Annotated in this window: 14 protein-coding genes, 1 tRNA gene and 1 other RNA gene; 7 read left to right on the top strand and 9 right to left on the bottom strand. The window is 36.2% G+C overall.

Annotated elements, in window-relative coordinates:
• Positions 1-9: 9 nt before the first annotated feature.
• Positions 10-1,188: a class I SAM-dependent rRNA methyltransferase gene (locus AC1F25_RS02375; protein ID WP_002308823.1), complete on the bottom strand. Its 1,179-nt coding sequence runs from the start codon at positions 1,186-1,188 to the stop codon at positions 10-12.
• A 228-nt stretch (positions 1,189-1,416) separates the two neighbouring features.
• Between AC1F25_RS02375 and AC1F25_RS02370 the strand changes: the two genes are divergently transcribed.
• The 3 genes from AC1F25_RS02370 to AC1F25_RS02360 all read left to right on the top strand — a co-directional run bounded on the left by AC1F25_RS02370 (position 1,417) and on the right by AC1F25_RS02360 (position 4,933).
• Complete coding sequence (locus AC1F25_RS02370; protein WP_252705796.1) at positions 1,417-3,537, top strand: LTA synthase family protein; 2,121 nt, start codon at positions 1,417-1,419, stop codon at positions 3,535-3,537.
• A 171-nt stretch (positions 3,538-3,708) separates the two neighbouring features.
• Complete coding sequence (locus AC1F25_RS02365; protein ID WP_479994212.1) at positions 3,709-4,434, top strand: hypothetical protein; 726 nt, start codon at positions 3,709-3,711, stop codon at positions 4,432-4,434.
• Positions 4,424-4,933, top strand: coding sequence for a hypothetical protein (locus AC1F25_RS02360; protein ID WP_002308814.1), 510 nt, complete (start codon positions 4,424-4,426; stop codon positions 4,931-4,933). Before AC1F25_RS02365 ends, AC1F25_RS02360 begins: the two co-directional genes overlap by 11 nt.
• A gap of 72 nt (positions 4,934-5,005) precedes the next feature.
• Here the strand turns inward: AC1F25_RS02360 and AC1F25_RS02355 are convergent, their stop codons facing one another.
• The 3 genes from AC1F25_RS02355 to AC1F25_RS02345 are packed head-to-tail and all read right to left on the bottom strand — an operon-like array spanning position 5,006 to position 7,501.
• A complete protein-coding gene (locus AC1F25_RS02355; RefSeq protein WP_252705794.1) occupies positions 5,006-6,454 on the bottom strand; it encodes an ATP-binding protein in 1,449 nt (482 codons plus the stop codon).
• On the bottom strand, positions 6,454-7,170 hold the full coding sequence (locus tag AC1F25_RS02350; protein WP_002290404.1) for a response regulator transcription factor: 717 nt from the start codon (positions 7,168-7,170) through the stop codon (positions 6,454-6,456). The genes AC1F25_RS02355 and AC1F25_RS02350 overlap by 1 nt, the downstream gene beginning before the upstream one ends.
• A complete protein-coding gene (locus AC1F25_RS02345; RefSeq protein ID WP_002290403.1) occupies positions 7,151-7,501 on the bottom strand; it encodes an SdpI family protein in 351 nt (116 codons plus the stop codon). Before AC1F25_RS02345 ends, AC1F25_RS02350 begins: the two co-directional genes overlap by 20 nt.
• A 143-nt stretch (positions 7,502-7,644) precedes the next feature.
• Here AC1F25_RS02345 and AC1F25_RS02340 point away from each other — a divergent pair, with 143 nt between their 5' ends.
• From AC1F25_RS02340 to AC1F25_RS02330, 3 genes are all read left to right on the top strand, one after another.
• Positions 7,645-8,418 (top strand): Cof-type HAD-IIB family hydrolase, encoded by a 774-nt coding sequence (locus tag AC1F25_RS02340; protein ID WP_081186009.1) that lies wholly within the window; start codon positions 7,645-7,647, stop codon positions 8,416-8,418.
• A 169-nt stretch (positions 8,419-8,587) separates the two neighbouring features.
• Positions 8,588-8,954: a transfer-messenger RNA gene (gene ssrA, locus AC1F25_RS02335) on the top strand.
• Positions 8,955-9,198: 244 nt separating this feature from the next.
• Positions 9,199-9,501, top strand: coding sequence for a DUF5960 family protein (locus AC1F25_RS02330; RefSeq protein WP_002313579.1), 303 nt, complete (start codon positions 9,199-9,201; stop codon positions 9,499-9,501).
• 527 nt (positions 9,502-10,028) lie between these two features.
• Here the strand turns inward: AC1F25_RS02330 and AC1F25_RS02325 are convergent.
• Positions 10,029-10,102, bottom strand: a tRNA-Ile gene (locus AC1F25_RS02325).
• Positions 10,103-10,481: 379 nt separating this feature from the next.
• Between AC1F25_RS02325 and AC1F25_RS02320 the strand changes: the two genes are divergently transcribed.
• Positions 10,482-11,483: an Abi family protein gene (locus tag AC1F25_RS02320; RefSeq protein ID WP_002313578.1), complete on the top strand. Its 1,002-nt coding sequence runs from the start codon at positions 10,482-10,484 to the stop codon at positions 11,481-11,483.
• A gap of 32 nt (positions 11,484-11,515) precedes the next feature.
• On the opposite strand, the gene AC1F25_RS02315 is transcribed toward AC1F25_RS02320, so the two are convergent.
• From AC1F25_RS02315 to AC1F25_RS02300, 4 genes are read right to left on the bottom strand one after another with little or no spacing between them, the layout of a single operon-like run.
• A complete protein-coding gene (locus AC1F25_RS02315; protein WP_479994211.1) occupies positions 11,516-12,529 on the bottom strand; it encodes a peptidoglycan recognition protein family protein in 1,014 nt (337 codons plus the stop codon).
• Between the two features lie 10 nt (positions 12,530-12,539).
• On the bottom strand, positions 12,540-12,737 hold the full coding sequence (locus AC1F25_RS02310) for a phage holin (RefSeq protein ID WP_002314481.1): 198 nt from the start codon (positions 12,735-12,737) through the stop codon (positions 12,540-12,542).
• A gap of 23 nt (positions 12,738-12,760) precedes the next feature.
• Positions 12,761-13,054: a hypothetical protein gene (locus AC1F25_RS02305; RefSeq protein ID WP_252706243.1), complete on the bottom strand. Its 294-nt coding sequence runs from the start codon at positions 13,052-13,054 to the stop codon at positions 12,761-12,763.
• Between the two features lie 37 nt (positions 13,055-13,091).
• Positions 13,092-13,229 carry an XkdX family protein gene (locus AC1F25_RS02300; RefSeq protein ID WP_002314480.1) on the bottom strand — a complete coding sequence of 46 codons (138 nt, stop codon included), beginning with the start codon at positions 13,227-13,229 and terminating at the stop codon, positions 13,092-13,094.
• Position 13,230: the final 1 nt, after the last annotated feature.

The raw sequence follows: 13,230 nt of genomic DNA, 5'->3' as shown, positions 1-13,230 counted from the left end.
TCGCTCCTTCTAATGGTTATTTTTAATTTGATAAACAAACACTTTCAGATAATTACCTTCTAAAAAGGTATCCGTCGTCTGGAAATCTTTTGGCAAACGATATAAAGCAAGTTGTTCAAAAGAAACATTCTTGGCATGGAATTCCTCTTCGATCATTGTTTGGAATTGTTCGATCGAGACATTTGCAGCATTTGTAGAAGCAATAAGTATCCCATTTTCTGCTAAAATATCCAGACTATCCTTGACCAGTTCCCCATAATCTTTTGCTACGCGAAAGACTTTTTTCTTGTTTCTGGCAAAACTTGGTGGATCCAACACAATCATGTCATATAAAAATTGTTTTCTTTTTGCGTATTTGAAATACTCGAATACGTCCATAACAATGATTTTTTGCTGATCGACATCCAGGCCATTCACTTCAAACTGTTCTTGTGTTTTTTTCAAACTGCGTTTTGCTAGATCGACACTTGTCGTTTCGATTGCCCCTCCCATTGCGGCAGCAACAGAAAAGGCGCCGGTATAACTAAACATGTTCAAAACTGTTTTCCCAGAAGCGAAACCTTCTGCCAATGATCCCCGTACTTCTTTTTGGTCTAGAAAGATACCAGTCATTAATCCTTCATTTAAATAAACGGCAAATTTTATTCCGTTTTCTTTTACGATCAAGGGCTCCGGTGCCTCTTTTCCGTAAATGAACTGGCTCTCAGGCAGATTCACTGATTCAAAACGAATTTTCTCATATCCACCGATGATTTCCGGATAGATTTCACGAAAAGCTTGAATCAATAATTCACGATGTGTATATAACGTCTCGTTATACCAAGAAAAAACAGCATAACCTGCATAATAATCAATAATCAGACCGCCGATTCCGTCTCCTTCTCCATTGAATATACGAAAAGCGGTAGTAGAATCATCTGAAAAAAAGAAAGTTCTTTTTTCTTTTGACTTCACAAAAAGTTCTTCAAAAAATGATTGATCAAATGGGATATCCTGCTGGCTCAGTACCCAACCGATCCCTTTATTCTGCTTTCCTAAATATCCTTTTGCGATAAATTGATTTTGCGGATCAACTAATTCCACCCATTGCGTGGTTTCTTTTTGAGGATGTGCAAGGTCTTCTTTTTGGATCAATGGATAGCCTTTTTTCAATCGACTGCTTGCTCTTTTTTTTACTTGTACTTTCATTCCTTCACCTGCTTTAGCTTTCTCTTCTCAAGTATAACAAAAAACATAGGTCTTGTCTTACTGCTTCTTTTTCATCAAGCTTAAAGAAAACCTTAATGAAACAGCACAAAGTTCTGGTTTCAATTGACACTATATTGTCATACTAGTAAAATAAATGAGAATAAGTGAGCTGTGTAACATGGTTTCATGGCACTTCTGTGATTAAGAAGTGCAGAAAGGAAGATTATCTTGAAATATATAAAAACACCTGCCTTTTTGAATAAGAGGCTCGGATTTTTTTCTTTACTAGTCGTTTTACTTTGGTTGAAAACGATTTTTGCCTATTTGGTTGATTTCCATCTCGGAATTGAAAGTGGCATTCAATACTTTATCTTATTTATCAATCCTATTGCAACTACACTGTTATTACTTGGAATTGCTCTTTATATCAGACGCCCTAGAGTTGCTTATATCACGATAATGGTCATTTATTTTCTTTTGACGTTGCTTGTTTTTTCGAATGTCACTTATTATCGAGAATTCACGGACTTCATTACGATCAACACGATTTTAGGTGCTGGGAAAGTAGCAAGTGGTCTGGGAGAAAGTGCCCTTCGACTGTTTCGCCCATATGACGTGATCTATTGGATCGATTTCATTATCTTGACTGTCCTACTGATCGCCAAAAAAATCAAGTTGGACCCTCGTCCGATTCGAGCAAGAATGGCTTTTGCAATCTCTACATTAGCCGTTATGATTTTCTCAGGAAATCTTTTTATGGCGGAAGCTGATCGTCCAGAATTATTGACTCGTACATTCTCTCGGGATTATTTGGTCAAATATCTTGGCTTGAATGCTTTCATGGTTTACGACGGCGTTCAAACTTACCAGACAAACCAAGTGCGGGCAGAAGCAAGCCCCAATGATATGAAAGAAGTAGAAAATTATGTAAAAGAACATTACGCAGCACCAAATGATGATTTGTTTGGACTTGCTAAAGGAAAAAATGTGATTTATATCCATTTAGAAAGCTTCCAACAATTCTTGATCGATTATAAATTGACAGATGAGAATGGTGTCCAACATGAAGTTACACCTTTCATCAATAGTCTTTATCACAGCAATAGCACGTTCAGTTTTGACAACTTTTTCCATCAAGTAAAAGCAGGAAAAACAAGTGATGCGGAAACGCTGATGGAAAATTCATTGTTTGGCTTGAATCAAGGCTCCTTGTTCACACAATTAGGCGGAAAAAATACTTTCCAAGCTGCACCTGATATTTTAAGTCAAACAGAAGGCTACACAAGTGCAGTGTTCCATGGGAACGCCGGCACATTCTGGAATCGAAACGAGACCTATAAGAATTTAGGATATGATTATTTCTTCGATTCTTCTTATTATGACGTTAATGATGACAATTCGTTCCAATACGGTTTGCATGATAAACCATTTTTCCAACAATCTGTACAATACTTGGAACGTCTGCAACAACCATTTTATTCAAAATTCATTGCTGTATCTAACCATTATCCTTATTCGAAATTCACCAATGACGAAGCTGGATTCCCGTTAGCCAATACAAACGATGAAACGATTAACGGTTACTTCGCGACAGCTAATTATTTAGACACTGCCGTACAAGAATTCTTCAACTATTTGAAAGAAAGCGGCTTGTATGATAATTCAGTTATCGTTCTTTACGGTGACCATTATGGTGTCTCGAATTCTAGAAATAAAAATCTAGCTGAACTAGTTGGAAAAACGAGTTCTACTTGGACTAATTATGACAATGCACAAATGCAGCGTGTCCCTTATATGATTCATATTCCTGGACAAACACAAGGCGGGATCAATCACACTTATGGCGGCCAAGTTGATGCTTTGCCTACGCTGCTCCATTTACTAGGTGTAGATACAAAAAATTATATTCAGTTAGGACAAGATCTATTCTCGAAAGATCATGAACAGCTTGTTTCTTTCCGTGATGGCGATTTTGTTACTCCAAAATATACTTACTACGGTGGTACCATCTACAGTAACGAAACTGGTGAGGCCATTACTGAACCTACTGAGGAAGTACAAAATGAAATTGATTCACTCAAAGAAAAAGTTGATAAACAGTTAGCTGTTTCTGATCAAATCAATAACGGTGATCTTCTTCGGTTCTATACGAATAGTGGATTAGACCCAATTGATACCAGTGATTATGACTACAAGAATGGCTTAGAGAAATTAAAAGAAGCTGAAAAATCTCTAGGTGACAAATCAACTAGTGTCTTTAGTCAACACAACGGACAATCAACTGTTGATCTTTATAAAACTCAAACGTATCAAGAACTTCACGGAACGACCACAAGTTCTTCCGAATGACAAAACAAATCTGAAAGGAGCTGTGACAAATATCTTGTCGCAGCTCTTTTTTCAAAACCTCTTGCTTTTTGCAAGAGGTTTCCTGGTTTTGGTTTTAATTCGTGATTTTACTAAAGGAATTTCATACTTTATTCATATTCATTTTTTATACTTTTTATAGAGGTGAAAAGTATGAAAATGATCCGCTATGCTACTGCTCGATTAATTTATTACAAAAAGCAGACAATACTCTATTGTTTATTTTCAAGCTTTTCTGCTTTTTTATTGATAGCATGCCTGACTCTTTACCATTTGCGATCGGTTTTAGCGAATCAAGTCCAAGATCGGCTTTCATTTATCGGTGCTTCTGCATCTACGGCGCTTCTTCCGGCTTTAGAATTAGCTAGCCGATTTTATCTAAAAGGCATATTCAGTTTATTTTTTCTGTTTGCCTTCTTTTTTATCTTTTTCTTTTACTATTCACTCAGGCAAAACCAGCAAGAATTGATGAATTGGCGCCTGACTGGTCTTTCTAAAGCCAAACTGTTCCTTTTTATTTTTTGGCAGCTGTTCTTTCCTCTCTTTCTTTGTTGTATCTTGGTTTTATTGTGGATCGTCAGCTTCCAGTCGGTTTATGAAACACTGCTTCAAAGGATCAATTTTCTTGTCTTAAAGACTGCTGAGCTGCCAGATATCCGTGATATCTTGACTTCAGTAAGCGGACTTACGATTCCGATGGATCAGCAGACTTTCTTTACTATTGATTTTCAAAATGATCTGTTTTTCACAAATATTCTTAGAGGCTTTGCCCAAACACTTGTTGGACTTAGCGGGTGCTGTCTGATTCTCAGCCTATTCCCATTCACTTTTTTTATCCATCACTTGCAAAGCAGGAGGCCTAAACGTAATGAAACCTGAATATTTGATTAACGCTGACCATTTGACCGTTATCTTGTGTCCCCTCGAAAAACAGGATAAGATATTAGAGCACTTAAAAAAAGAAGTTCTAGTTGCTAATCTGGAAAATTTCGCCATCGTTCAAAAAGATTGGCCAATGTTTCCTTACCTAAAGCTCAAAGACCATGTACTGTTAGATTTACCAGAAAAGGGAATCAAACAAGATCGTTTAGCCTATCAAGAAAAACTTGATATCTCTTCTTCATTACTTAATTGTGCGGCGACTGAGCTTACGCCTTTTGAGAAAGTAAAGCTTCAATTGCTTCATGCGTTGCTTTCCAAACGAAACAATATTGTTATTGAAGACACCTTTGATGAACTTAGTATATTGGAGATCCAAGAACTGCTCCACTTGCTTTCTTATTTAGCTCATGAAGAAAATCAAGGTATCTTACTCTTTACGCATGACGCTACTATTGCCCAAAGTCCTTACATTGATCGTTTAGAGCCTGCGGGTTAAATCAGTCCTTTTATTATAAGAAAACAAGCGATATAGAAGATCGATTCATGATCTTTTATATCGCTTGTTTTTTTACTCTTCTTTGATTTCTACGTCAGGCAAACGAACAGTGAATTTCGTTCCTTTTCCTAGTTCGCTTTCTACTTCTAATTTTCCTTTATGCAGGCGAACAAGCTGCTGCACGATTGGTAAACCTAATCCTGATTCACCATATTTTGTATTTTTTCTTGAAGGATCTACTTTATAATAGCGATCCCATATACTTTTCATTTGTTGTTCAGACATTCCAATTCCCGTATCTTCGATCGTGATGATCGTTTCAAGATAGCCTTTTTCCAGGGTGACCATGATTTGGCCGTTTTCGGTAAATTGTATCGCGTTTTGAATAATATTGACCATGATTTGGACAAAACGGTCATAATCCGCGTAAACATCGATATCATCATCGGCTTTCAGTGTCAACGTATCCCCTGCTGCCTCTGCTTTAGCTTCTAACTGGGCAACAATATTCCTCAATGTTTCTGTACCATTGAATTTTTTAATGACCATACTGATTTGATTCGTACGGATTTTTTCATAATCCAAATTTTCATTTACTAAACGGATCAGACGCTCTGTTTCATTCTTCATCAATTTAATCGCGTCTTCTCGCTGATTCTCAGGGATTGCATTGTATTCCAACCCTTCCAGAAGACCGTTGATTGTCGTAAGAGGTGTTCTCATCTCATGGGAAGCATCTGCCATGAATTGTCTTCGACGATTTTCTTGTTCTTCGATTTCTGCTTGAGATTCTTTCAGTGAATTCGTCATTTTATTGAAATCATCTGCTAACTCATCAAATTCATCTTTATCATGTACGGGAAGCTGTACATCAAAATTGCCATTCGTCACTTCTTTCGTCGCATTCCTTAAACGATTGATCCGCTTGACTTGGAATGCTGCAAAAGCATAACTGGCAATGACCGCCACAATACTGGAAAAAATGAAACCTTTGAACAGGTTCAGTGTAATTGGACGAACACTGTTATCGATATTCCGCGCAGGTTGACTGACTACAAGTGCTCCATAGAATTCATGATTCAAATTGAATGGTACAAGTGCGTAAGAGGTCGCCTGTGCTTGCCCTAAAATGTTTTTATTCGATGTGAATTTCTCTTGACGCCCACTCCTCAGATTTTTCCATTGATCCGTTGTTAAGGTAAAGTTCAGCAATGCTGTATTGGTCGGATAAATGACACGTTCATTTTTGTCGATGAATATAAAATTCACATTTTGTTCTGTCAGTACTTGCTCCGTCAGCAGCAATGCATTTTGAAATGCCTGATCTTGACTAAACTGCGGAAGTGTATCGGCATAGGTTTGCGTTGTCTTTTCAACTGATTCAGCGTATCCAAACAGTTGCTGATAATTGTTTTCTTCAATCGTCTGTTTTGTCAGTTGCGTAAAAGAAACTCCGACGATCAATAAGATCAACGCGACCATTCCGCAAAATGCTAAGAGTTGCTGATACAAATAACGCATTAGGCAACACCAGAATCATCAAATTTGTAGCCGACTCCCCAAACAGTTTGGATAACTTGTGGTCCGACCTTTTCAATTTTTTGACGCAATTTCTTGATATGGGCATCTACTGTCCGTTCATCACCAAAATACTGGTAATCCCAGACTAGTTCAAGCAACTGTTCCCGAGAAAATACTTGTCGTGGTTTTTTTGCTAAAGTAAACAATAGATCGAATTCTTTAGGCGTCAAGCCTTCGATGGGCCGATTGTCCAGATATGCTTCTCGTGTTTTCGTATTCATCTTGAAATGACTGGTCTCAATATCAAAATGGTCATCTGAAACCGCTGCTTCTTCTCTTGCTTCTGCCAACTCGCTACGGCGATGTAAAGCTTTCATTCGAGCAATAAGCGTCAGCGGACTGAAAGGTTTCGTCACATAATCATCTGCCCCCATCTCTAAGCCGATCACCTGATCACTTTCAGAATCTCTAGCTGTCAGCATGATAATCGGCACTGTGCTTGAAACTTTGCGGATCTCTCTTCCTACTAGCATGCCGTCCATTGTAGGCAAATTCAAGTCCAATGTAATCATGTCCCAATGTTGGGGGTTTTCTAAAAAGGCGTCGAGCCCTTCTTTTCCATCATATTTGAAGGTTGCTTCCCAGCCTTCATTTAAGAAAAACATCTGCATCATTTCAGAAACAGATTGATTATCTTCAATCATTAAAATATTCATTATCGTTTCCTCCAGTTTCCAGGTCATATCTCTGTAATTTTTTTTCTGTCATAATAAAAATGGGCATAATTGGAAATACCAATAATAGCATCTCGATCAAAAAATAATTCGTATGTCCAGATGTCTTTAAATAATAACCGATCAATGTCATCAGTAAGCCCATAAGGAAAAACCAGTTCCCGCTTGTCTTTTGTGCTAGTCGCCAATGAGCGTCTGTTTTTGCGGCAAGAGGCGAATGGTACCCATAAAAAGGCAGGTTTCCTTTTGAGGGCAGAATCCGAAAAAGACTGCCAATTATTAAGAATAAGATACCAATACTGAAAAAAATCATTCTTTCCCTCCTAAATTCTCTTCTTATAGTATACTCTATATTGTTGACTGAACCAATATGTTCAGGAATTCTTCACGAAAGGTTTGTCTTTTGTTCATTCTTTGTTAAGATAAACTTATTCCAATAAAAAAGGAGTTTTATTTGTGTCAAATTATCGTGCAATCACTTTCTTTGATCTTGATGGAACATTACTAGATGGGAAGTCAAAAATCACACCCGAAGTGGCAAAAGCTATGAACGCATTAAAAGAAAACAACGTTCTTCCCGTCATCGCCACAGGACGTACAGAAGCAGAAATCCACTCGATCATGGAAGATGCGGGCATTACTTCTGCAGTCACCATGAACGGTTCTTTCATTCGAGTAAACGGTGAAGAAATCTACTCTCAGACATTTTCTTCAGAAGAATGTCAAAAAATGTATGATCATGTACAGTTGAATGGGCACGAACTTTCTTACTATAACGACCAGAAAATCTGGTGTACCGGTCATAGCCAAACAATGATCGATGCTTATGACTTTATCCATTCAGATGTGCCGGAAATAGATCCTCTAGGCTTTAAAGACAATACAGTAAATATGTTACTTATCTTATCTCAATCGGGTGACGAATACTATCATGAACATTTTCCTGAGCTAACTTTTTATCGGAATGGTCCTTACTCGATTGATACAGTGAAGAAAGGAATCTCAAAAGGCGCAGGTGTCAAACGACTGAAAAAAGAACTTCAATTAGAAGAAGTTCCTACTTTTGGATTTGGCGATGGTCCGAATGATTTTGCCTTGTTGGAAGCTTGCGACAACAAAATCGCTATGGGCAATGCCTATGATGGATTAAAAGAGCTTTCTACTTTCATCACAAAGAAAAATACAGAAGGCGGAATTGTCCACGCATTGAAGCATTTTGATCTGATTTAAGGTCATTTTTTCGGAACTGGACCCTTTCTTAAAAAATCACTTATTTTTTCTTAAGAAAGGGACAGTTTTATATAAATACTGGGGTAGCATCCGCTTTTTTATTGAATTTATCCCAAGATGTGCTATACTGATTTTGTATGAAAAATACACGTAACCCTTGTTAGCTAACGGGGACGTTACGGATTCGACAGGCACAGTCGAGCTTGAATTGCGTTTCGTAGGTTACGTCTACGTAAAAACGTTACAGTTAAATATAACTGCTAAAAACGAAAACAACTCTTACGCTTTAGCTGCCTAAAAACAGTTAGCGTAGATCCTCTCGGCATCGCCCATGTGCTCGAGTAAGGGTCCTAACTTTAGTGGGATACGTTTCAACTTTCCGTCTGTAAGTTGAAAAAGAGAATATCAGACTAGCGATACAGAATGCCTGTCACTCGGCAAGCTGTAAAGCGAAACCTCAAATGAGTTGACTATGAACGTAGATTTTTAAGTGGCGATGTGTTTGGACGCGGGTTCGACTCCCGCCGTCTCCATTGTGAGATTTCAGCAGATTTCGCTAGATGCTTAAATCCTTATTTTATAAGGGTTTGAGCATTTTTTATTTTCGCAGATTTTCGTTAAATGAATGAAAATGGCATTCAAAATAGCATTCAAAATAGCATTCAAAATAGCATTCAAAAAGAACATTTTTTAATATATATGTTCCATCCATATTATCAACGCTATTCCTACTTTACAAAAAGAACATTAGTTCGTATGCTCTTTTCGAGGTGAACTTTTATGCTGATGGAAGGAAAAACACAATTATGGTTTAAATTTGATCCTTCGAATAGATTTGTCAAAGATTTTTATAAGGTGTGGGATTCAGAAGTTTTCTTTTTGGCAATCGAAGATAGCTTATTAATCAATCTCTACTATTCTAATAAGAACTACTTTAAAATTCCTGCTGCGAAAACGAGAATGAAGAAAGATGTATATTTTTTGTTTGATGTGGTGACTGACGTGCCGGATGCACATAGCGATCATCGGCGTTATGATTATATAAAGTATACTTTCGTTGATCCAGAAAGGTATAAAGATTAAGGTATAAAGATTAAAGTAGGCTACCTAAAAAGGTAGCCCGGAACGGATTTTATCACCATACTTATAAAAGGGATACTTTTTAAGTTAGTATTAAGATTGTGTAATATGATGATATCTATATTTTATAGTATCAGTGCTATAAAATCAAAAATAAGTCACTAATTAACTACCACTCCAATTATAAGCCTTTTTTCTCACTTTTTTTCAAAAATATGGTATGCTTTTTAATGGCTTCAAATATAAAAGAGTTTAAAGCGTAACACACTTATGGGGGAGTGGTTTTTGGGGAACGCTTTAAACTCTTCTTTATTATTATCTCACAATATAACCCAAATGTCTTTCTATTTAAAAATCAAAGTAAAACTTTTCAAATATACAGAAGTATAACTATGTGAAACATCCTTTCATTAATCCATAAAAGGATACATAAAAAAGCCACTCATTTGAGTGGCAATGAAGAAAAGCTTTAGCTTGTATAATACTCTTCAAAAAATTCTAACACAGAACGATTCAAATGGCTACATTAATGTACCCTGTAGGACTCGAACCTACGACCGGACGGTTATGAGCCGTCTGCTCTGACCAACTGAGCTAAGGGTACAGGTTGTTGCCACATAAAGCCATAAACAATCAACCAGTAGAATGTGTGGCAACAAACCTGTTATCGCATATCTTGGAGTGTGACTATTTATGAGTGATAGTGAAGATATGCGATAACATTACTATTTTATCGAATGATTTTTATAGTTTTCAATATAATTATGTACTGCCCCTCACTGAGGGGCTATTTTTATAACGTCAAATAGAACAGATGGTCGAGGAACGGAAAAAATAATTAAATAATTTCGCTAATTTCTTCTAAGTGCTTTACTGTAATTTCAAGAAGTGGTATATTTTAGTTAATAAAAGAATCCGGAAGATTACTTCCATGTCTCGCTGCACCAATTATAGCGGGACTTTTTTTTGTAGAGGTGACCAAAATGTCAGATAAACCGTTTAAGACACTAGAAGAACAAATTGAAATTTTAAAACAAAGAAATTTAAAATTTAAAAACAGTGAAAATGCTAAATATGTACTAATGAATAACTCTTATTATGGATTAATAAATCGCTATAAAGAATTATTCTCGATTTCTACTCAAAATGCTGAAGGCGATTTTGAAGATGATTTTCAAGGAAATTACTTTGAGGATTTGTTAAGTATATATGATTTTGACAAAAACTTATCTTCGTTGCTCTACAAATATTTTTCTATGATTGAGACTACATTAAAAACATCTTGTTCTTACTATATCTCTTTATACATTGGTGAAATGCAAACTAATTACTTAAATAAAAACAATTATTCGTGGGGATATATTGTAGAACACGGTAAGATGAAAGGTCGACCTTCAAGAGAAGTCACTATTGATCATTTAGAAAAATGCATCAAAAAAAGTGGAGATCCTTCAATTGAGTATTATAAAAAAGAACATAATAATGTACCACCTTGGATTTCCATCCCTGCACTTTCTTTAGGAACAATCTATGAGTTGTATCGTATTTGCCCAAAAGAAGCTAAAAGTGATATTTCTTCTGTTTTTATGAAACCAAAAATCCAAGATATTAGTGCTCAAAAAAATTTATTTATAAAATCCTTGAAATTTATTCACATTTACCGAAATAGAGTAGCGCATGGACAAAGAATTGTAAATCACTGTGTGGAAGAAAAAAATGTTTTACCTAAATATGAATTTAAATTATTCTCTAAAAACAAGAAAACTCATATGCTAGTCAAAGATGGTCGTTCAGATTCAATAATTGGGCTTTTTTTATCAGTTACCTTGTTATTATCTTCGAGAAGTTTAGTGCAAAGTCAATTTATAGATGAACTAGAATCTATTTTTGTTACCTTAAAAAAAAGAAATTATAAAGCTTATGATTTAATGTGTAGAAAGTATATGATTCCAAAGAATATTTGTTCTCTCTTGAGAAATGTATAGCATATGTATCGCCCCTCACCGAGGGGCTATTTTTATCTTTGCGGAATATTTAAGTACCATCGTTTATCGTGGAAATCTTGCGCTCCACCTTTAGTATTTCCTGTTGGATCATTTGTAACACGCATCATAACGTATACTTTCTTATTAGGGAAGTTGTGCATGTTAAAAGATACATGATAGCCAACATTCCCAGATGTCCCATACGCTTGATTTACATCCGGTCTATAAATTCCATCACCTCTTACTCGAGCTAATTCTTTTCCAGTATCGTAATTCATAATGAAGATATACTCGTATTTATAGTTAGCAATGTGCCATCCAGCTACATGCAAGTTTGCGTTTTCGATTTCTCCGAACTGATCAATGTGGGCGTAATTTGTTCCATCTGTCAGCGTAGGATTTGCAGCACCTGCTCTAGTTGGATCAATGACTGGTTTATCCTCCGAAGTAGTTGGATTATCATCCGTAAAACCATGAGCCAAATCATAGGCTAATTTTTCTTTACTTACACCTATTTCAGAAAGATAACCGTAAGGATCTGTATGATTGCCCCAAATATTTTGTGTTACCCATAAATGCGATTTGATTCCTGGTTGGTTATAAGGCGTGTCCAATGTTAATGGAATACCATATTTCATTGCTGAATCTCTAGCCAATTCAACGTATGCCTTGTAGTTTTTCTCAAACGTTGTTTTATCATGTGTGTGTTGTAACTCAATCTGCACAGGACTATTTGCATTAGCATACGAACCAGCACCGTACTGTACATAACCAGGTTGTCCGACTTGGTAAACAATTCCACCGTCTCCCACAATGTAAGCAGTATAAGCACTAGTCCATGAACGTTGCATATACTGTGCTTCATTGCGTCCTGTTGCTGTTTCGTTAGCCGTTTCATGAAGTAAAATATACTGATTATTCGCTACTTGAGAGCTACCTTCATTTACACCTAAATTAAATTCATTGTTAATAGTGTAGGCAAAAGCATTCGAAGGTAATAAAAAAAGAGCCATTAGTAGGCTCAATGATAAAATGATTTTCTTCATTTTTTTCCTCCTATTTTTTTAAGTTATATGCAGACACACCAGTGATAACACCTAAAAACGTCGCTACTGCATTGATAGTCAGAACTGTCATATCTGTTCCATTCCATCCATATGCTTTGCCTAGTGTTGCAACTAATACAGATGTAGCCGGAAGTACCGTAAGTACCGCCCACTTAATGATTTGATAATATTTATCAGGTAAGATCATCTTTATTCATCTTCTTTCTATTTTTATCGAGATGTTTCCCTAAATAAAGTTTTAATTTGTTGTGTGTGTTCTACCAATTTTTCTGCATGTGTATCTAATCTTTCATCGTGTTTCTTTAGTTCTTCATGAATCATCAATCGATCTGATTTGCTCGATTCTAATTCTTTTGTTAATAGTTCCAAGTTGTAACTCACTTGTGATAGTGTTTTCGTAATTTTTGTAAATGATGCAACAATCGGTCTAATTACTAATAAAATCAAAGAAACGATAGCGGTTATTGATCCTGCTATCGCTCCCCATTCCCCTAAATTAATCATATTGCAACTCCTTGTATCAAAACTAAAAGCACATCAATTAAGATGCACTCTCTTCATTGTTAATAATTTTTTCTGCTTCTTCGTCTGTAATGCATAGCGGAACGAACTGTAGAACTTGATCGTCAGTAAAACAGCCCCAGTCAAACATCATTTTCACATCGCTAAAACTAAACATA

The organism is Enterococcus sp. M-BR2, assembly GCF_056612775.1.
This window is presented reverse-complemented; position numbering and strand designations above follow the sequence as displayed.

Coding starts and splice junctions, on each gene's coding strand:
- AC1F25_RS02300 (WP_002314480.1), bottom strand. CDS start 13,229: ATGTTTAGTTTTAGCGATGTGAAAATGATGTTTGACTGGGGCTGTTTT.
- AC1F25_RS02345 (WP_002290403.1), bottom strand. CDS start 7,501: ATGATTTTTTTCAGTATTGGTATCTTATTCTTAATAATTGGCAGTCTT.
- AC1F25_RS02320 (WP_002313578.1), top strand. CDS start 10,482: ATGTCAGATAAACCGTTTAAGACACTAGAAGAACAAATTGAAATTTTA.
- AC1F25_RS02305 (WP_252706243.1), bottom strand. CDS start 13,054: ATGATTAATTTAGGGGAATGGGGAGCGATAGCAGGATCAATAACCGCT.
- AC1F25_RS02365 (WP_479994212.1), top strand. CDS start 3,709: ATGAAAATGATCCGCTATGCTACTGCTCGATTAATTTATTACAAAAAG.
- AC1F25_RS02355 (WP_252705794.1), bottom strand. CDS start 6,454: ATGCGTTATTTGTATCAGCAACTCTTAGCATTTTGCGGAATGGTCGCG.
- AC1F25_RS02330 (WP_002313579.1), top strand. CDS start 9,199: ATGCTGATGGAAGGAAAAACACAATTATGGTTTAAATTTGATCCTTCG.
- AC1F25_RS02375 (WP_002308823.1), bottom strand. CDS start 1,188: ATGAAAGTACAAGTAAAAAAAAGAGCAAGCAGTCGATTGAAAAAAGGC.
- AC1F25_RS02350 (WP_002290404.1), bottom strand. CDS start 7,170: ATGAATATTTTAATGATTGAAGATAATCAATCTGTTTCTGAAATGATG.
- AC1F25_RS02310 (WP_002314481.1), bottom strand. CDS start 12,737: ATGATCTTACCTGATAAATATTATCAAATCATTAAGTGGGCGGTACTT.
- AC1F25_RS02315 (WP_479994211.1), bottom strand. CDS start 12,529: ATGAAGAAAATCATTTTATCATTGAGCCTACTAATGGCTCTTTTTTTA.
- AC1F25_RS02360 (WP_002308814.1), top strand. CDS start 4,424: ATGAAACCTGAATATTTGATTAACGCTGACCATTTGACCGTTATCTTG.